This is a genomic window from Pantoea sp. SYBGC1, assembly GCF_057197005.1.
On record NZ_JBXUNM010000002.1, the window covers coordinates 165,482 to 181,174 of the forward strand.

19 protein-coding genes and 1 riboswitch are annotated in these 15,693 nt (G+C 56.7%); of the genes, 4 read left to right on the forward strand and 15 right to left on the reverse strand.

The window, feature by feature from the left end; translation table 11 throughout:
* Window positions 1-54 precede the first annotated feature (54 nt).
* Window positions 55-825 (forward strand): 2OG-Fe(II) oxygenase family protein, encoded by a 771-nt coding sequence (locus AC2CF9_RS06240; protein WP_150017075.1) that lies wholly within the window; start codon window positions 55-57, stop codon window positions 823-825.
* Here the strand turns inward: AC2CF9_RS06240 and AC2CF9_RS06245 are convergent.
* The 3 genes from AC2CF9_RS06245 to AC2CF9_RS06255 form a co-directional block, all read right to left on the reverse strand.
* On the reverse strand, window positions 787-1,890 hold the full coding sequence (locus AC2CF9_RS06245; protein ID WP_150017074.1) for a DUF2817 domain-containing protein: 1,104 nt from the start codon (window positions 1,888-1,890) through the stop codon (window positions 787-789). The two genes, AC2CF9_RS06240 and AC2CF9_RS06245, sit on opposite strands and share 39 nt — an antisense overlap.
* A gap of 39 nt (window positions 1,891-1,929) precedes the next feature.
* Window positions 1,930-2,697, reverse strand: coding sequence for a transporter substrate-binding domain-containing protein (locus tag AC2CF9_RS06250; RefSeq protein ID WP_150017073.1), 768 nt, complete (start codon window positions 2,695-2,697; stop codon window positions 1,930-1,932).
* Between the two features lie 218 nt (window positions 2,698-2,915).
* Window positions 2,916-3,917: a zinc-binding alcohol dehydrogenase family protein gene (locus AC2CF9_RS06255; RefSeq protein WP_150017072.1), complete on the reverse strand. Its 1,002-nt coding sequence runs from the start codon at window positions 3,915-3,917 to the stop codon at window positions 2,916-2,918.
* Between the two features lie 137 nt (window positions 3,918-4,054).
* Between AC2CF9_RS06255 and AC2CF9_RS06260 the strand changes: the two genes are divergently transcribed.
* Window positions 4,055-4,969 (forward strand): LysR family transcriptional regulator, encoded by a 915-nt coding sequence (locus AC2CF9_RS06260; RefSeq protein ID WP_150017071.1) that lies wholly within the window; start codon window positions 4,055-4,057, stop codon window positions 4,967-4,969.
* A gap of 403 nt (window positions 4,970-5,372) precedes the next feature.
* On the opposite strand, the gene AC2CF9_RS06265 is transcribed toward AC2CF9_RS06260, so the two are convergent.
* The 8 genes from AC2CF9_RS06265 to AC2CF9_RS06300 all read right to left on the reverse strand — a co-directional run bounded on the left by AC2CF9_RS06265 (window position 5,373) and on the right by AC2CF9_RS06300 (window position 10,145).
* On the reverse strand, window positions 5,373-5,831 hold the full coding sequence (locus AC2CF9_RS06265; protein ID WP_150017070.1) for a hypothetical protein: 459 nt from the start codon (window positions 5,829-5,831) through the stop codon (window positions 5,373-5,375).
* A 105-nt stretch (window positions 5,832-5,936) separates the two neighbouring features.
* Complete coding sequence (locus tag AC2CF9_RS06270) at window positions 5,937-6,905, reverse strand: HesA/MoeB/ThiF family protein (protein WP_150017069.1); 969 nt, start codon at window positions 6,903-6,905, stop codon at window positions 5,937-5,939.
* A 10-nt stretch (window positions 6,906-6,915) separates the two neighbouring features.
* Window positions 6,916-7,674 carry a thiazole synthase gene (locus AC2CF9_RS06275; RefSeq protein ID WP_484556521.1) on the reverse strand — a complete coding sequence of 253 codons (759 nt, stop codon included), beginning with the start codon at window positions 7,672-7,674 and terminating at the stop codon, window positions 6,916-6,918.
* Window positions 7,675-7,677: 3 nt separating this feature from the next.
* Window positions 7,678-7,875: a sulfur carrier protein ThiS gene (gene thiS, locus AC2CF9_RS06280; protein ID WP_040113622.1), complete on the reverse strand. Its 198-nt coding sequence runs from the start codon at window positions 7,873-7,875 to the stop codon at window positions 7,678-7,680.
* Complete coding sequence (locus AC2CF9_RS06285) at window positions 7,859-8,803, reverse strand: FAD-dependent oxidoreductase (protein ID WP_484556522.1); 945 nt, start codon at window positions 8,801-8,803, stop codon at window positions 7,859-7,861. Before AC2CF9_RS06285 ends, thiS begins: the two co-directional genes overlap by 17 nt.
* A 122-nt stretch (window positions 8,804-8,925) precedes the next feature.
* Window positions 8,926-9,046, reverse strand: a riboswitch (TPP riboswitch).
* A gap of 261 nt (window positions 9,047-9,307) precedes the next feature.
* Window positions 9,308-9,430 carry a hypothetical protein gene (locus tag AC2CF9_RS06290; protein WP_484556523.1) on the reverse strand — a complete coding sequence of 41 codons (123 nt, stop codon included), beginning with the start codon at window positions 9,428-9,430 and terminating at the stop codon, window positions 9,308-9,310.
* A 45-nt stretch (window positions 9,431-9,475) separates the two neighbouring features.
* On the reverse strand, window positions 9,476-9,907 hold the full coding sequence (locus AC2CF9_RS06295; protein ID WP_484556524.1) for a type II toxin-antitoxin system VapC family toxin: 432 nt from the start codon (window positions 9,905-9,907) through the stop codon (window positions 9,476-9,478).
* On the reverse strand, window positions 9,900-10,145 hold the full coding sequence (locus AC2CF9_RS06300; protein ID WP_150017066.1) for a type II toxin-antitoxin system Phd/YefM family antitoxin: 246 nt from the start codon (window positions 10,143-10,145) through the stop codon (window positions 9,900-9,902). The genes AC2CF9_RS06295 and AC2CF9_RS06300 overlap by 8 nt, the downstream gene beginning before the upstream one ends.
* Window positions 10,146-10,609: 464 nt before the next feature.
* Here AC2CF9_RS06300 and AC2CF9_RS06305 point away from each other — a divergent pair, with 464 nt between their 5' ends.
* Window positions 10,610-11,047: a 6,7-dimethyl-8-ribityllumazine synthase gene (locus AC2CF9_RS06305; RefSeq protein WP_484556525.1), complete on the forward strand. Its 438-nt coding sequence runs from the start codon at window positions 10,610-10,612 to the stop codon at window positions 11,045-11,047.
* 116 nt (window positions 11,048-11,163) lie between these two features.
* Here AC2CF9_RS06305 and AC2CF9_RS06310 read toward each other — a convergent pair whose 3' ends face one another.
* Together AC2CF9_RS06310 and AC2CF9_RS06315 are read right to left on the reverse strand one after the other, a co-directional pair.
* The gene (locus AC2CF9_RS06310) at window positions 11,164-11,376 is read right to left on the reverse strand and encodes a glycine zipper 2TM domain-containing protein (protein WP_040113630.1); all 213 of its coding nucleotides are present in this window, start codon (window positions 11,374-11,376) and stop codon (window positions 11,164-11,166) included.
* A gap of 266 nt (window positions 11,377-11,642) precedes the next feature.
* Complete coding sequence (locus AC2CF9_RS06315) at window positions 11,643-12,368, reverse strand: pirin family protein (RefSeq protein WP_484556526.1); 726 nt, start codon at window positions 12,366-12,368, stop codon at window positions 11,643-11,645.
* Window positions 12,369-12,488: 120 nt separating this feature from the next.
* Here AC2CF9_RS06315 and AC2CF9_RS06320 point away from each other — a divergent pair, with 120 nt between their 5' ends.
* Window positions 12,489-13,370 carry a LysR family transcriptional regulator gene (locus tag AC2CF9_RS06320; RefSeq protein WP_484556527.1) on the forward strand — a complete coding sequence of 294 codons (882 nt, stop codon included), beginning with the start codon at window positions 12,489-12,491 and terminating at the stop codon, window positions 13,368-13,370.
* Here the strand turns inward: AC2CF9_RS06320 and AC2CF9_RS06325 are convergent.
* Together AC2CF9_RS06325 and AC2CF9_RS06330 are read right to left on the reverse strand one after the other, a co-directional pair.
* The gene (locus AC2CF9_RS06325; RefSeq protein ID WP_484556528.1) at window positions 13,364-14,299 is read right to left on the reverse strand and encodes an ROK family protein; all 936 of its coding nucleotides are present in this window, start codon (window positions 14,297-14,299) and stop codon (window positions 13,364-13,366) included. The genes AC2CF9_RS06320 and AC2CF9_RS06325 overlap by 7 nt on opposite strands.
* 162 nt (window positions 14,300-14,461) lie before the next feature.
* On the reverse strand, window positions 14,462-15,631 hold the full coding sequence (locus AC2CF9_RS06330) for an ROK family transcriptional regulator (RefSeq protein ID WP_484556529.1): 1,170 nt from the start codon (window positions 15,629-15,631) through the stop codon (window positions 14,462-14,464).
* Window positions 15,632-15,693 lie beyond the last annotated feature (62 nt).

Genomic DNA, 15,693 nt, shown 5'->3' on the forward strand with positions numbered 1-15,693 from the left:
TCCCGCCGCAGCAACGTAGAGTTTCAGTACACTGTTGCTATCGGGAACCGCACTATGTCTGGATTAATACGTTTTGACCTGCATCCGCTGGCGGACGCTGACTGGCGCGCGCAGTGTCGTGCGCAGCTGGAACAACACGGCGCCCTGGTGCTGCGGCAGTTTCTGCAGCCGGCAGCGCTGCAGGCCATCATTACAGAAGGAAACGCGCAGCGCCATCTTGCCTGGCACACCCGCAGCAAACATAACGTCTATCTGCTGAAAACCGACGAGACCCTAAGCGCAGACCATCCCCGTAACCGCGATGTTATCAGCACCAAAGGCTGTATTACCGATGAGGCGATCGCTCACGACTCACCGCTGCGTCAGCTTTATAACGACACGCTGTTTAAGCAGTTTCTCTGCGACGTGCTGAACGAGAGCGCCCTCTATTCTTATGCCGATCCGCTCTCGTCAATCAACCTGCACTATGCCGCGCAGGGTCAGGAGCTGGGCTGGCATTTCGACAACTCCTCCTTTGCCATTACCCTGCTGCTGCAGAAGCCGCAGGCGGGCGGCATATTCCAGTACGTGCGCGATCTGCGCAATGCTGACGCGGGCGAGATGAACTACGAGGGCGTCGCCGCAGTGCTCAATGAAGCCCGCACGCCGGATGCGCTGGCGATTGAGGCGGGCGATCTGGTGCTGTTTCGCGGACGCAATTCGCTTCATCGCGTGACGCCGACCGAAGGTGCTATCACCCGCATGCTGGCGGTGCTCGCTTACAATACGCAGCCGGGAATTGCGCTGTCAGAGACCGCCCGCATGACGTTTTATGGCCGGCTGTGACAGCAGCGCCTGCCAGCCGCGCCGGAAAATTTGCTGTGTGCGGAATGCCGTCAGCTCGCGCCAGTCGCGGTCCTGTGGCCAGAACCCCTCAACCAGCTGCTGTTTGAGAGCCTGCCCGGCCGCACTCTGCACATCGCCCTCTAAATGCAGCCAGTGATCGTCCCGCACCCGCCGGTGCATCTCCTCACCCGCGTAAGTGCCACACTCCACCACCAGCGGCAGGATGGCGCCGTCCGGCAGCTGGTCCAGCAGAAACTGCGAGACGTAACCGGTGGCCGTTGCCGTGACGCCGGTGGCGCTCTCCTGCCCGCTGCCGGTGCCGATCAGCGTCAGCCATTCGCCATACAGCTCGCGTCCCCAGGCGTGCACAGGAACCCGCTTCTGCGCAATGCCCAGCAGCATCGGGTGTCCCCATGCGCCTGCGCCGGTATGCAGATCAAAACTCAGGATCTGTTCTGCCCGCAGCAGATGGCCGGTTACAATCTTCTGCAGCGTCTGCTGCGACCAGCTGGCGTGCTCTCCGCCATAAAACAGGCCATCAGCGTGCTGATACTGTCCGGCCTCCACCACCCGCTTGATCGCCGGCCAGCCGTCGCGCTGCAGCGCGGCAGCCAGCAGCCGATCCGCCTCTGCCCGCTCGCCGTGATAAAAGGCGTGATAGCGTGCATAGTCAGCGTTATCCGGCAGCGGCGCGCTAAACGGGATAAAATTGCGGTTCAGGTCGATATTCTCTTCATTGACGCGCCGCAGATGCGCCGCTCCCCACGGGTTCAGCAGATGAATCAGCATCACGGCACACTCTGCCGGTAAGCGGGCCGCATCGAGACTGTTCAGCCACGCAATCTGATTATCCGACCCGTAATACCCCTCCACGCCGTGCGTGCCGGAGATAATCAGCATGACGCGCGAGGCGTGCGGGTTGCCAATCACGGCAAGATCGGTAAACAGTGCTTCACCGGCCGGACCGCATAACGGATGTTGCCAGGTGTGCAGCACCCCTTTTTTATGCTCAACGGCAGCAAGAAACCGGGCACGTTGCGCGCGATAATCGGTCAGGTTATGCATAATTCTCCTGCTGGCAGATAACGGATCCACAGAGCCCGATCAGGGGTAAACTTTATATTTGAAATACTTCTGCGCCAGACGATCGTAGGTACCGTTGCGGTGCAGTTCTGCCAGGGCCGCATTAATCAGCTTAAGATTTGCGACATCATCTTTGCGCAGCCCGATTCCTACGCCGTTACCTAATACGGCTTTATCGGTCAGGGTCACTTTATTCACATATTTCTTTCCTTCTGCGGTATTCAGGAAGCCCTGATCGGCAGACACCGCATTCGCCAGCGTGCCATCAAGGCGCCCGGCAACGAGATCGGGATAAATCTCCATCTGGTTGGGATAGGAGACCACGCTGACGCCTTTCGGTGCCCAGTAAGTCTGCGCGTAGGTTTCCTGAATAGTCCCCTGCGCTACGCCGATGTTTTTACCGCGCAGCGTGGCGATGTCATCAGTCAGGGCGCTGTCAGCCAGGGTGATGAGCGCGCTGGGGGTGACATAAAGCATATCGCTGAATGCAACCTGCTCGCGTCGTTTCTCCGTCATCGACATGGCTGATAAAATCGCGTCAAACTTCTTCGCCTGCAGCGCCGGAATAGCGCCATCAAAACCAATCTGAACCCATTTGCAGCTCACTTTGGCCTGGGCACAAATGGCGTTGCCGAGATCGATGTCAAACCCCTGCAGCGAGCCATCGCTGGCTTTAGATTCAAAGGGCGGAAAGGTGGGATCGACGCCAAAACGCAGCGTCTGTTGCGCCGCGGCTGACTGAATAGCGCAGTACGAGAGCAGCAGAGCCAGTGAAATTCGCTTATACATAATTCTCTCCGGAAGGCTGAAAGCAGAGAGAGCAGTCATATCATGACCCGCAGCATTCAGCCAGAGCGGCAGCCGCGATTTGCAGAGCAAATTCTTATAATAGTTAGGGGGTTAGCGAAAATTACGACGGCCATCAGATTAGCTTAAGTCGGCGGGTGACGTTTTCCTGACCGAAAACAGGCACGAAGCGGCCGCTCCGTGCCGGGTGAATCACGTTATCAGAAACCGCTAAGCACCAGCTTGCCGCGCGCGCGTCCGCTCTCGATCAGCGCATGCGCTTTGCGCAGGTTAGCCGCATTGATGCTGCCGAGATGCTCCCCGGCGGTAGTCTGCAGGGTGCCATCATCAATCAGCTGGCTGATACGCTGCAGAATCTCATGCTGGCGCTGCATATCCGGCGTTTCAAACAGCGAGCGCGTAAACATCAGCTCCCAGTGTAATGAAATCGCTTTACGCTTGAGCGGCATGGCATCCAGCGTCTCCGGATCGTCAATCAGCGCCAGCTTACCCTGCGGCGCCAGCACCTCAATCAGCTGCGTATAGTAGCTGTCGGTATGGGTCAGCGACGCAACATACTTCACCGTGTCAATGCCGAGCGCACGCAGCTGCTCCGCCAGCGGCTGGTGATGATTGATAACGTGATGCGCACCCTGCTGGTGCACCCACTCTTCAGTCTCAGGGCGTGATGCCGTACCGATAATTGTCAGCCCGGTGAGTTTGCGTGCCAGCTGGGTGAGAATAGAGCCGACTCCCCCGCCCGCGCCCACAATCAGCAGCGCTGCGTTCTCATCCGCCTGCACCTCAAGACGGTCAAACAGCAGCTCCCACGCGGTAAGTGACGTCAGCGGCAGCGCAGCCGCATCGGCGTCGCTCAGGGAGCGCGGTTTGTGGCCGGCGATGCGCTCATCCACCAGACCATACTCTGCGTAGCTGCCGGCCCGGCTGATATCGCCGGCATAAAACACCTCATCGCCCGGGCTGAACAGCGTAACCGCTTCACCCACCGCCTCTACCACACCGACGGCATCCCAGCCCAGAATGCGCGGCTGCTCAGTGGCGGCGCCTTTACGTACTTTGGTGTCGACCGGATTCACCGCAATGGCATTGATTTTGACCAGCAGATCGCGGGCGCCCGGCTGAGGTTTGGCAACGTCAGCGTCATACAGCGCATTTTCATCCGAAATGGGTAAGCCGTTCTGACTATAAACAATGGCTTTCATGCCTTATCTCCATGGTAATTGACAGATTTTCTGAGTACCCATCAAGCATAGCGGGCAATGGCGCATGGAAAAATCGACGTTGCAGGGGAAGACTTTCACTCGTAGAGTGAAAATCCGGTTTGCCAGGTAAAAACGTCATGGTTCGTCTCGAAGATATTACGCTGTTTGTCCGCTCAGCTGCGCTGGGCAGCTTCTCCCGTGCCGCGCGCGAAGCAAACCTGCTGCCGGGTCAGGTCAGCGCGGCGATTCAGCGGCTGGAGCGCGATCTCGATCGCCGCCTGTTTGCACGCTCAACGCGCAGTCTGCGGCTGACCGCCGAGGGTGAGCGCTATCTGCCTTTTGCACAGGAGATGCTGGCGCTGATGCAGGCAGGTGCAGAGAGTCTGCAGCGTCATGACGACGAACTGCGCGGTGAACTGAAAATTGCGATGCCATCTGATATCGGGCGGCATATCCTGCTGCCCTTACTGACCCGTTTCTGCCGTCAGCATACCGGATTGCAGCTGCGCCTTTCACTCTCCGATCAGGTCAGTAACGTCTTCCGCGATCCGGTAGATATCGCTATTCGCTACGGCAAATTAGAGGAGAGCAGCTACGTTGCGCTGCCGCTGGCTGAAAATAACCGGCGGGTACTGGTCGCATCACCCGATTATCTCATTGAACATGGCCGGCCTGCCGCGCTGACCGATCTCACCCGCCATCACTGTCTGCCGTTTATGATGGGAGGCCACGTGTATGATAAATGGAGTTTTCCGCAGGCGGAGGGCGCGCAGCTTATCACGGTAAAAAGTCGCCTTCTGTGTGATGACGCGGAAGTCGCACGCCGCTGGGCGCTGGCAGGAATGGGTATCGCCTATAAGTCCTGGCTGGACGTGGCTGAGGATGTACATCAGGGGAGGCTGGAGTTGATTCTGCCTGAGGTGAAAGGGGAGGCGACGCCGCTGCATCTGATCTGTCCGCACCGCAGGCAATTCTCGCCAGCGATTCGCGCCCTGCACCATCACTTACGTCAGCATCTGCAAAACAGCGTGTCGCTGCCGGGCAAAGATTAATGACTGAGACACCGGTTAACCGGTAATATCCCGCTTATCAGCGCCAGTACCACGGATAATCCCGTTCGGATTCCTCTCTATTCTCTGTCGCCTCCAGGCTGCCAAACCAGAGCCGGTCAGCTTTTCCTGACGCGTAACCCTTATCCGCCTCCGGTTTAAGATGGTCTGGCATGGTATTCTTATTCTGAATCAGTAATAGTAAGCAACAGCACATATTTGTCAGGCTAACTATTCAGGATAGATAATGTCTTATTCCAGACCCCGATCGCGCAACCTGCTCACGCACATTGTGCTGTTTATTGTGGTAATCAATGTCATCGATGTTATTCATGCGCTGCTGAGCTGATGTCAGACAGGCACATGAATATCGCGGGAGGGAGCGGTGCTGCAGCACCGCACTTTCTCAGGAGTTATCGGGAGGCGTGCTGCTTTCACTGAACTGCGGACGCTGGCGGGTCACTGAATAAACCACATGTTTCGGCTTAGCCGCATCCGTGGTGATATCAACGCCCGGGATGGTGACTTTGCCAAAACCAAACAGCGTCTGTACATAGCCGCCAATTTCATGCTTGCCTGCCGCAACGCGGATCTCTTTATTCTCACCTTTTTTCAGCATGCCCGCTTCCTGGCCGTCAACGGTGACATACACAGCCGATCCATCATCCGTGCGCGTAACCAGGTGTGAAACGTTGATCACCGTAGGTCCGCTGGCAAAGGGCGTGTCGGTGTTGCTGTTCTCAATCGGTGCGGCAGCACTCACCTCTGCCGGCGCGGTGCTGGCAATCTCATCAGCGTGATGACGGGCGCAGCCGGTAAGCAGTAAGGCAGCGGCTAAAGAAGCCAGTGTAAAACGTGAAAGCATTGTGACGATCATCCCTTAGCAAAATGAGAAGCGTTTAGTTTAGCGTGGCTTCTCATGTGATAACAGTCACAGGATTCCAGTATTTTCCGAAAAACTTGCCGCCGGCTAACCGCTGCTGGCCGCCAGAATCGCCAGGTCCGTATAGCCCCGCTCCGCCAGCTCGCTGGCCGCCTGTGCGGCGCGTATACCGCTGGCACAAACCAGCACGATGCGCCGGCCAGCGGGTGGCTGCCAGGCCGCCAGATCTGCCGGTAAAATACGCTCAGCCTGGCTTGCCACGCTATGGGGCGCTTCATCCCGGCTGCGTAGCTCAACAATACAATCTGCCGTGGTAAGCAGCGAGCAGTCGATAAAGGGCACGCCCGGCACGACAGGCTCCTGCGCTTCATCAAAGCGAAACGCGCGAAAGTGCCAGTTCACAAAATCGCAGTTAACCAGTAATCCCAGCGGAGATGGCTGCAGATCAAGCAGTACCGTAAGCGCCATCTGCGCCTGTATGGCGCCAAGCGCGGCCACAGCCGGCCCCATCACTCCTGCCGTGTTGCAGCTGGCAGCCGTACGCGGCAGCCGGGGAAAAAGCGCCCGGTAGCTGGGCGCACCTCCGCAAAATCCGCCCGCATAGCCCTGCCGGCCCAGCACTGAAGCGCTGATAAACGGTGTGCCGGTCGCATAGCAGGCGTCTGAAAGCTGCCAGGTCACGGCAAAATTGTCGGCCGCGTCGATGACCAGCGAACAGTCAGCCATAGCCTGCGCGATGTTGCTGGCCGTCAGCGCCTGTGCGCAGGTTTCGATATTGACCTCAGGATTACGCTGCGTCAGCGCCTGACGCGCGCTGAGCACTTTTGAGTGCCCGACATCCTGCTGCGTAAAGAGCGTCTGGCGATGCAGATTATGCAACGCCACTTCATCGGCATCATAAATACGCAGCGTCCCCACGCCGGCCCCCACCAGCTGCGGCAGAAGCGTCGCGCTCAGACCGCCCGCGCCGGCTACCAGCACGCGCGCCTGCGCCAGCTTACGCTGCCCTGATTCACCGATTTCCGGCAGTATCATCTGTCGCTGATAGCGTTCCATCCTGTTCTCCTCAGCTTAGTGTGGCCAGACCAAATACCGGCGTTGACGCCATCGCCATATCGCGCTTTTCCATCAGCCCTGCCTCACAGGCGCTGCGCCCCGCAGTAATGGCCTGGCTGAACGCCGCTGCCATGCGGATAGGATCGCCCGCTTTCGCGACGGCAGTGTTAAGCAAAATGCCGTCAAAGCCCAGCTCCATCGCCTGCGCCGCCTGGGAGGGTGCACCGATCCCGGCATCGATAATCAGCGGCGTATCCGGAAACCACGCCCGCATGGCGCGCAATCCGTCAATATTACGCAGGCCCTGCCCTGAGCCAATCGGTGCGCCCCAGGGCATCAGTAACTCGCAGCCGGCAGCCAGCAGTTTCTCGCCAACAATCAGATCTTCCGTGGTATAGGGAAACACGCTAAATCCCTCAGCACACAGGATGCGTGCGGCTTCCACCAGCGCAAACGGATCGGGCTGCAGCGTATCGGCATGCCCAATCACCTCAAGTTTGATCCAGGCAGTATTAAACAGCTCGCGCGCCATATGCGCCGTGGTTACCGCCTCTTTCACCGTGTGGCAACCTGCGGTATTGGGCAGTACGCGAACGTTTAGACTGGCCAGCAGCTCGCGAAACGCGGCACCCGCACTGCCCTCACGCCGCAGGCTTACGGTAATAATTTCACTGCCCGCTGCCGCTATCGCCTGCTGCAGAATGGCCGGTGACGGATACCCTGCAGTACCCAGCAGAAAGCGCGATGCGCCCGTAAAGTCATAAAACATGCGTTACCCTCCCTGCATCGGTGAAAGGACTTCCAGCTGGCAGCCTGCTGCAAGCGGCTGACGGGAGTAAGCGCTTCTGGGCACGAAGTTGCCATTCAACGCTGTCGCCACGCAGCTGGCGTCGATTTGCTGCTCCTGCAGCAGTTCGCTCACTGTCTGCGCCTGGGTTTCGACGATCTGTCCGTTAAGCTGGATTTGCATAAGGGGTCTCCTGAATCAGTTGTTGCATCAGCTGCTCTGCCAGCATCGGCGCCAGCAGGAAGCCGTGGCGATACATGCCGTTAAGATAATAAATACCGTTTTCATAACGAATTTCGGGCAGGTTATCCGGCCAGGCGGGCCGCAGACCGCTGGCGCTCTCAATAATGCGCGCTTCAGCCAGCGCCGGATGTATCGCCCAGGCGGCGCTCAGCAACTCCATCATGGCGCGGGCGCTGATCGCGCTGTCATCGTCGCTCTCGATCATGGTGGCACCCAGCATAAAGCAGCCGTTACGCCGCGGAACCAGATAGCAGGGAAAACGCGGATGCAGCAGACGAATCGGCCGCGAAAAGTGCAGATCCTGACTCTGTAAGATGATCATTTCACCGCGCACGGCCCGCAACGAGGGCAGCGCGTCGCGGGCATGAATGCCACGACAATCGATGATCTGGCCGGAAGGCGCAGAGTGATGGAACGTTGCTCCGTGCGCCTCCAGCTTCTGACGCAGCTCAGTGAGCGCCAGCCGGGGATCGAGATGGGCTTCGCCCGCAAACAGCAGCCCCCGTGCGAAGCGATCTTCCAGCGCCGGCTCTGCTTCTGCCGGATTGACCCACTGATGCGCGTGAGTCAGGCGCGCAAAACGGTTCAGCTCCTGACTGTCGCGTGGCGGAGCCAGCACCAGCGTGCCCTGATGCTCAACGCAGCTTACGCGCTGCTGCCACCAGCGCGCGGCATGCTGACCCAGTGAAATTACTTCAGCGGGCGCGCTTTCTGCTTCACACCAGGGCGCCAGCATGCCACCGGCATACCAGGATGCGGGCGGACGCTGCGCGTCATCGATCACTTCAACAGATTCACCGCGTTCCGCCAGCAGGGTTGCCACGCATAGCCCGCTGACGCCTGCGCCTAAGACGCTCCAGCGGCTCATTGTCGGTTTTCCGGATAAAAAAACAGGGTCACATCGGCCTCTCAGTGTTGACTGAGACCCGCGGATACAGGAAGGGAGATAAGGAGATGCAGCCGTTTGCGGCAGCATTCCGGACGGCACCGGTCTGGCGCCCTCAGTCTTCCTACGCCAGTATCAACTGGGTCAGGTTCAAAGGGTCGCTGAACCGCGCGGTTGCGCTATCAGCCTCTCAGTCTCTGTGGCGAGACTCCCCCGACATCTTTAGTTTTATTCAAGCCGCATCACGCCGTCAAGAAGAGCCTTTTAAGGCTCTCTTCATGAGCTTGAATTTTGCGCTGCAAAAAACGGCTGTTTAAGGCTTCTCCTTACTTATAAACAATAATTTAGAATCCGTTCTGAACGCGGTTTTCTGGCTTATCGGCGTCTGAGACCAGAAATGAGATCGCATTGAATTAATATATTTTCCAGGAAAAGCAGAGAATGTAATGCCACGTTTACGTCTGGGATCATAAAAGACTCAAAGCCTTAAATCGTCGCAGCGAGGGCTTTGGCTGCTTCCTGTGTGCGGGTAATGCTGCGGTAATGAACCTTGCCGAAGGTGCGACCAGGCACGCCGCCCCACTCGATCCCGGTCAGTGTTTCAGGCATGAATTTAGACCATAAAAAAACCCGCTCGGGACGGGGGTGTTTTTATCAGAACGTTTTCATCGGAATGTAATCTGAACAATACCGAATAATTTTTTCATCATCCGTGATTAAGGTCAGCGCCTCCATGTTCGCCTGAGCAACGATCAGCCGGTCAAACGGATCGCCGTGCATATCACGAGGCAAACGTTTAAGACTTACGGTGTGATGTGATGAAATGGGAAGTTCGTTATAACCGTTTGCGAGCAAGCCGCGCAAAATCTCTTCTGGATCAACCGTAAAATAAGGTTTCCCTAATGCGAATTTTATGGCGATTTCATGAATAGATGCGGCGGAAAAATAGAGCTCATTTAAGGGATCAACAATCAGATCGAAACAGGCTTGCGGAAGACGCTTAGAGTCTGCGCAAGCCCGGATAAGATAGTGAGTATCAAGAAGATAGCGATTAAAGATGTTCCGCGTTCTTACAGGACTAGTCATTGCCACCTTCAAACATCGACTGAATTTCATCTGACATGAAATCGTTGAAATTCTCAGGAATGGCATACTTTTTGTGATCCAGAAAGCCAACACGGTTTAACAGAGGCGCTGATTTATAAGGAACGATCATGGCTATCGGATCGCCGTGGTTAGCAATGATGAAACTTTCACCGCTACTTGCTGAGCTCAAAACCTGAGAGTAACGAGCTTTCGATTCGGCTACATTCAGGACTTTCATACTAACCTCACTAATTGTGGTCATGAGGTCATATTATCACCTACCTGATAAAAGTGGTCAAGGGGTCAGATTTTAGTTAAGCCCTTGATCGAGTTACTCTTGGGGGATAACCGATGTTTTCTCTATGCAATGGACGAATATTCGGGATCGGAAAATTTGCATCGAACAAAGTTAAACAGCGGGTGAAAATTGCCATTGATATCGCTAACGGGCTAATGGGTGAAAAGCGTTCAATACCGGATGTTCCTGAGCAGCTTTGAGAGCTTAGCAACGACTCAAAATAGTTTTCGTTTTTACCCTATGTCCGGAGTGTGATTTCGGCCCGGAGGTGACATGAAAAACCTGCATCGCAACGAAGTGGATCGCGCAATCAGGCTATGTTATACACACTCATGTTAATGAAAATGATGAAAATTTACGGATAATTATCCGCCTACTCTACTTTGGCAAATGACGGAAGACTTATGGAACAGATTAAAATCGCCTTTATCAAGGCTGGCTGGCATAAAGATATTGTGAACAATGCGCTGGCGGGATTTGTCAGTGAATTCAACGAGCAGGGCACAGACAGCGTGCTGAAAACCTATGATGTGCCCGGTGCTTTTGAGATGCCGCTGCTGGCAAAACGCCTGGCCGAAACCGGTCGTTTTGATGCCATTGTCTGTGCCGCGCTGGTGGTGGATGGCGGGATTTACCGTCACGATTTTGTTGCGCAGGCAGTGGTTGACGGCCTGATGAGCGTGCAGCTCAGTACCAACGTACCGGTGTTTTCTGTTTCACTGACGCCACATAATTTTCAGCCGGTCAATGAACTGGAATCATTTTATACCGAACATTTTATTAAGAAAGGAAAAGAAGCCGCACGGGCCGTGCTGGCTATCCATCAGCTTAATATTGATTAAGGCTGATAAAGCATTACGTTTGTTCCGCCTGTTTAATAATGGCGTGCAATGCAGAAATAAGCTTATTTACAGGACGCGCAATAATACCATTATGCGCGTCCTGTCATATTTACTGTTTAACGACTTGCTTCATGGCCAATCAATCCGCCAATAGCCGCCCCGCCCAGCGTACCGAAGGTACTGCCGCCGGTCAGCACAGCACCGCCCAGGGCGCCGACACCAGCACCAATTGCGGTATTTTTACCACGATGAGACATGCCGCTGCATGCGGTAACAGACAAAGCCAGCACCAGTACGGCGGCAATATTAAAGCTGCGTTTTAAAGTCATCAAAATCCTCATTACCATTTAATAATGGAATGCAATCAGGTTAATGTTGTTAGTTATTTGATCGCCCTTTGCCGGCAGGCAGCATGGGTCTCAGGATGAGAATTTAAAGTGCTGCAGAAATTTAAGAAAGGTAAAAATTCTTATTTAAGCCTGGCCCTGTCCGGGCTCCGAATTAAGCGCTGATAAAACAGCCAATGGTGAAGAAATAATGGAGAAGAGTCATGAATAAAGGGTAGCGCGCCGCAGCACGCTACCCTTTTACGCTATTAACGCTGAGGATGATTCACTTCAAGCGGACGCAGATCAAACACCAGCACCTCGGCATCGTTACCGTTCGCAAAAGTCAGCGCCGTTTCATTACGCACCCGCGCGCCGTCGCCCGCGCTGAAGCGCACGCCATTAACCTCAACACTGCCGCGCGCAACATGAATATAGGCGTAGCGATCGGCTGCCAGCGTCAGCGTCTGCTGCTCATCACCGCTGAACAGGCCGGCATAAATGCGCATATCCTGTCGCACCTGCAGCGAACCGGACTCGCCCTGCGGCGAGACAATCAGGCGCAGTTTGCCGCGCTTATCCTGTTCCGCCACGGAAACCTGCTGATAGCCTGGCGCGGTATTGCGCTCTGCCGGCACAATCCAGATCTGCAGAAAATGCACGTTGTCGCTTTTCGAGTGATTAAACTCGCTGTGCGTCACGCCGCTGCCAGCGCTCATCAGCTGCACATCACCCGGCACGATAACAGAACCGGTACCCATTGAGTCTTTGTGCTCCAGAGCACCTTCCAGCACATAGGAGATGATCTCCATATTGTTGTGCGGATGGGCACCAAAGCCGCGACCGGGTGCAACCTGGTCGTCGTTAATCACCAGCAGATCAGAGAAGCCCACCTGCTGTGGATCGCGGTAGCCTGCAAAGGAAAAAGTGTGGCGTGAATACAGCCAGCCGTGATCGCCGGTACCGCGCTGATTTGAAAGGCGTTGTTCAATCATGATCTGCTCCTGAATAAGTAAGGGAAACGATTTTGCTTCCTGATGTGATTCAGTATACGTAAACTTATTTGCTCAACAATGTACTGAAATGACAATCACTGTCACGATTTAGTGGACACTATGCAGATAGACGATCTTCGTATTTACGTTGCTGTTATCCATGCGGGCAATTTCAGTGCAGCCGCTGAACAGCTGATGCTTTCAAAGCAGTATGTCAGCCGCCGTATGGCGGCACTGGAGGCGGCGCTGGGCACCCGCCTGCTCAACCGTAATACCCGCAAGCTTTCGGTGACAGAAAATGGCCTGCTGTTTGCGCATCACGCACAGCGCATACTGGATGATGTACAGGAAGCGGAACTGGCAGTATCCGGTCGTCATCAGGCTCTGCAGGGTAACTTCCGCCTGAGCGTGCCGATGTCGTTTGGCATTACGCATCTCTCCCCCTACATTGCTGAATTCCTCACGCTGCATCCCGGCCTGCAGTTTCAGGTTGAGCTGGCCGATCGCCATGTTGATATGGTGGGGGAGGGATTTGATATGGCTATTCGTATCGGCACTCTGCCCGACTCCAGCCTGATCGCACGCAGGCTGGGCGAATTCCGGCGGGTGATCTGCGGCAGCCCCGCCTATATTCAGGGTGCCGGAGCGCCGGAGACGCCTTCGGAGCTGTCGCAGCACCGCTGCCTGCGCTACGGCCGCGAAAGTCAGCAGGGTTGGGAGCTGTTCAGGGACGGGCAGCGCAGCGTTGTTGCAGTCCAGGGGCCGATGGTCAGCAATAATGGTGAAATGCTGCGCGATGCGGCGATTGCCGGGCTGGGGCTGATCCTGCTGCCGGAATTTATTGTGGCGCCGGCGCTGGCCAGCGGCGCGTTGATACGCGTGCTGGATGCGTGGCAGCCCGCCTCGCTGCACCTTAATGCACTCTATCCGCAGCATCGCCAGCGCAGCGAGATCCACCGGCAGTTTATTGCGTTTTTACAGCAAAAACTGGCGGCTCAGTGAGCCAGCGCCAGCAGCGCCGCACCCAGCATGCCACCCTGATGAGCATGGCGGCCGGGGATCACCAGCGGCTGCGGGGTACGGCGCAGCACCCGCTGCTGCACCGCCTCGTTAAGGGCAGCTATCAGCGGAACAACGGAGGCGAGCCCGCCGCCGACGGCGACGCAGCTCGCTCCGGTGATGTTAACGGTGTAGGCCAGCGGCTCACTCACCAGCTGGAGCCACGCCTCCAGCGTCTGCTGCGCCAGGTTTTCCTCTGCCTGCCAGCGTGAAACGATCGCTTTGCTGCTGAGCGTTTCATCATGCAGCACGCGGTGCAGGGTTTCCAGACCGCGCGCTCCGCCATAGGTATCAAGACAGCCGCTCTGACCGCACGGGCACGGCTGACGCGGTATGGCAACCGTTTTGCCTGCGATGTCAACTTCGCGCAGCGTGATCGGGCCATGTCCCCACTCACCGGTTAAGCCATTTTGACCGGTGATCAGCCGGCCATCTGCTACCAGTCCGCCACCCACGCCTGAACCGAGGATAGCGCCCAGCACCACTTTATGCCCCTGCCCTGCCCCGGCCAGCGCCTCCGCAACGGCAAAACAGTCAGCATCGTTATGGACCGTGACCGGACGCTGCAAATATGCGCCAAGCTCCTGCGCCATATGACGCCCGTGAAAGGCGGGTATGTTACTGGCAAACATTTCGCCGCTCAGCGGCGCTACAATCCCGGCGGTGGAAACCGCGACCGGGGAGTGCGCGCTGAAATGAGCCTGATGTCTGGCGATTGTATCGCTGACGGCAGTGCAAAACGTGTCCCAGGAGCGGGCGGGCATCGGCTGCTCATCGAGCAGCTGGATCTGTTCAGCCTGCGTCATCACGCCAAGTTTAATAAATGAACCGCCGAGATCGAGGCAGATTACCGGTAAGGCAGGAGTAGTCATTGCAGAGTCCGCTGGGTCAGCAAAAAGTTGCTGGCAATGTAAATAAAATATCGCCGGCAGGAAACGGGCCGCACAGATTTTTTCGCACTGGCGCAATAAACGGCTAAAGCGTATGCAGACGCCGCGCAGAATTACCGGCGCCAGCCTGGCGCATCAGCATGCTCATTTCATTAATACCTGAAACTGCGGATTAAACTCATCAAACAGCGGCAGCGCTGCCGCACCCAGCGCGGCGGTATCACTGCCGCTCATTCCGGTACGTATGCGCGTGGCGGTCAGGTAGCGCCCGCGCACAGACTGGTAAAGCGGCGGCAGGCGCGCAACGATCTTCTCCAGCAGGGCGGCGGGCATCATACCGCCAATGATCACGCTCTCCGCGTCAAAGATGCACTCCAGTATATTGATTGCCTGGCGCAGCGGCGTCAGCGCAGTGGTAATCCACGCGTCAAACAGCTCTGCCGGCACCGCCAGCAGATCGTCCGGCAGCGCGGTCATGGGATCAAGCCCGCAGAACTCATAGGCTGCCTGCAGCGAGACGTAACGCTCCAGACATCCCTGATTGCCGCAGTAGCAGTCGCGCCCGCCGGGATCCACCACCATATGGCCGACTTCACCGGCGTTATGTGCATCACCGCTGCAGACGTGACCATCCACAATGATGCCTGCACCCAGCCCGGTACCAATGTAGAGATAGATAAACGAATTAAGATGACGCGCCACGCCGTGAAAACGTTCGCCAATTGCCGCTACCGTGGCATCATTTTCCAGCGTCACCGGCAGCTGACTGAGTGCCGCCAGCTCGCCTGCAATATCGACATCCTCCCAGCCGTGCAGCGTGGTCGGCCCCAGCGAAGAGAGCCCCTCAACGCCAAAGGGCCCGGGCATCACAACGCCGATACCCAGTACCTTGTGCCAGCGGATATCCGGCTGCGACTTAATCTCGTTCAGTACCGAGGCGATGCGCGCCAGCGTGGCAGCCGGCTCCGGTTTTTGCACCAAAATGAGACGGCGAAAATGGATCTCGCCGGTTAAATCCACCAGCACCATCAGCAGCGTCTGGTGATCAAGATGAATACCGATTGAGAACGCACTGGCCGGATTCAGCGTGACGGGAATAGCGGGCTGTCCGCGTCCCTGACGTCGCGGTCCGTGGCTTATCAGCAGTTCCGCCTGTTCAAGTTCAGCGACGATATTAGATACCGTTTGCGCGGTCAGGGCCGTGAGCCGCGCCAGCTCAGCCCGTGTCAGTTCACCATGCAGGCGAATGGCCTCAATGATCACGCGCCGGTTATGCGCCCGCGCGTGTTCAAGGTTAGTCCCTGATGTTCTCATCGTGCTGTTTCCTTTTCGCGCCTGGCCGCTCTGCCACCGCAACAATATCTATGATCGCTGAC

Excerpts from the sequence above, each read along its gene's own strand:
- AC2CF9_RS06255 (WP_150017072.1), bottom strand. The coding sequence starts at position 3,917 with ATGAAAGCCATTGTTTATAGTCAGAACGGCTTACCCATTTCGGATGAA.
- AC2CF9_RS06260 (WP_150017071.1), top strand. The coding sequence starts at position 4,055 with ATGGTTCGTCTCGAAGATATTACGCTGTTTGTCCGCTCAGCTGCGCTG.
- AC2CF9_RS06250 (WP_150017073.1), bottom strand. The coding sequence starts at position 2,697 with ATGTATAAGCGAATTTCACTGGCTCTGCTGCTCTCGTACTGCGCTATT.
- thiS (WP_040113622.1), bottom strand. The coding sequence starts at position 7,875 with ATGCAAATCCAGCTTAACGGACAGATCGTCGAAACCCAGGCGCAGACA.
- AC2CF9_RS06300 (WP_150017066.1), bottom strand. The coding sequence starts at position 10,145 with ATGAAAGTCCTGAATGTAGCCGAATCGAAAGCTCGTTACTCTCAGGTT.
- AC2CF9_RS06310 (WP_040113630.1), bottom strand. The coding sequence starts at position 11,376 with ATGACTTTAAAACGCAGCTTTAATATTGCCGCCGTACTGGTGCTGGCT.
- AC2CF9_RS06315 (WP_484556526.1), bottom strand. The coding sequence starts at position 12,368 with ATGATTGAACAACGCCTTTCAAATCAGCGCGGTACCGGCGATCACGGC.
- AC2CF9_RS06270 (WP_150017069.1), bottom strand. The coding sequence starts at position 6,905 with ATGGAACGCTATCAGCGACAGATGATACTGCCGGAAATCGGTGAATCA.
- AC2CF9_RS06295 (WP_484556524.1), bottom strand. The coding sequence starts at position 9,907 with ATGACTAGTCCTGTAAGAACGCGGAACATCTTTAATCGCTATCTTCTT.
- AC2CF9_RS06305 (WP_484556525.1), top strand. The coding sequence starts at position 10,610 with ATGGAACAGATTAAAATCGCCTTTATCAAGGCTGGCTGGCATAAAGAT.
- AC2CF9_RS06330 (WP_484556529.1), bottom strand. The coding sequence starts at position 15,631 with ATGAGAACATCAGGGACTAACCTTGAACACGCGCGGGCGCATAACCGG.
- AC2CF9_RS06240 (WP_150017075.1), top strand. The coding sequence starts at position 55 with ATGTCTGGATTAATACGTTTTGACCTGCATCCGCTGGCGGACGCTGAC.
- AC2CF9_RS06320 (WP_484556527.1), top strand. The coding sequence starts at position 12,489 with ATGCAGATAGACGATCTTCGTATTTACGTTGCTGTTATCCATGCGGGC.
- AC2CF9_RS06275 (WP_484556521.1), bottom strand. The coding sequence starts at position 7,674 with ATGTTTTATGACTTTACGGGCGCATCGCGCTTTCTGCTGGGTACTGCA.
- AC2CF9_RS06245 (WP_150017074.1), bottom strand. The coding sequence starts at position 1,890 with ATGCATAACCTGACCGATTATCGCGCGCAACGTGCCCGGTTTCTTGCT.
- AC2CF9_RS06285 (WP_484556522.1), bottom strand. The coding sequence starts at position 8,803 with ATGAGCCGCTGGAGCGTCTTAGGCGCAGGCGTCAGCGGGCTATGCGTG.
- AC2CF9_RS06265 (WP_150017070.1), bottom strand. The coding sequence starts at position 5,831 with ATGCTTTCACGTTTTACACTGGCTTCTTTAGCCGCTGCCTTACTGCTT.
- AC2CF9_RS06325 (WP_484556528.1), bottom strand. The coding sequence starts at position 14,299 with ATGACTACTCCTGCCTTACCGGTAATCTGCCTCGATCTCGGCGGTTCA.
- AC2CF9_RS06290 (WP_484556523.1), bottom strand. The coding sequence starts at position 9,430 with ATGCCTGAAACACTGACCGGGATCGAGTGGGGCGGCGTGCCTGGTCGC.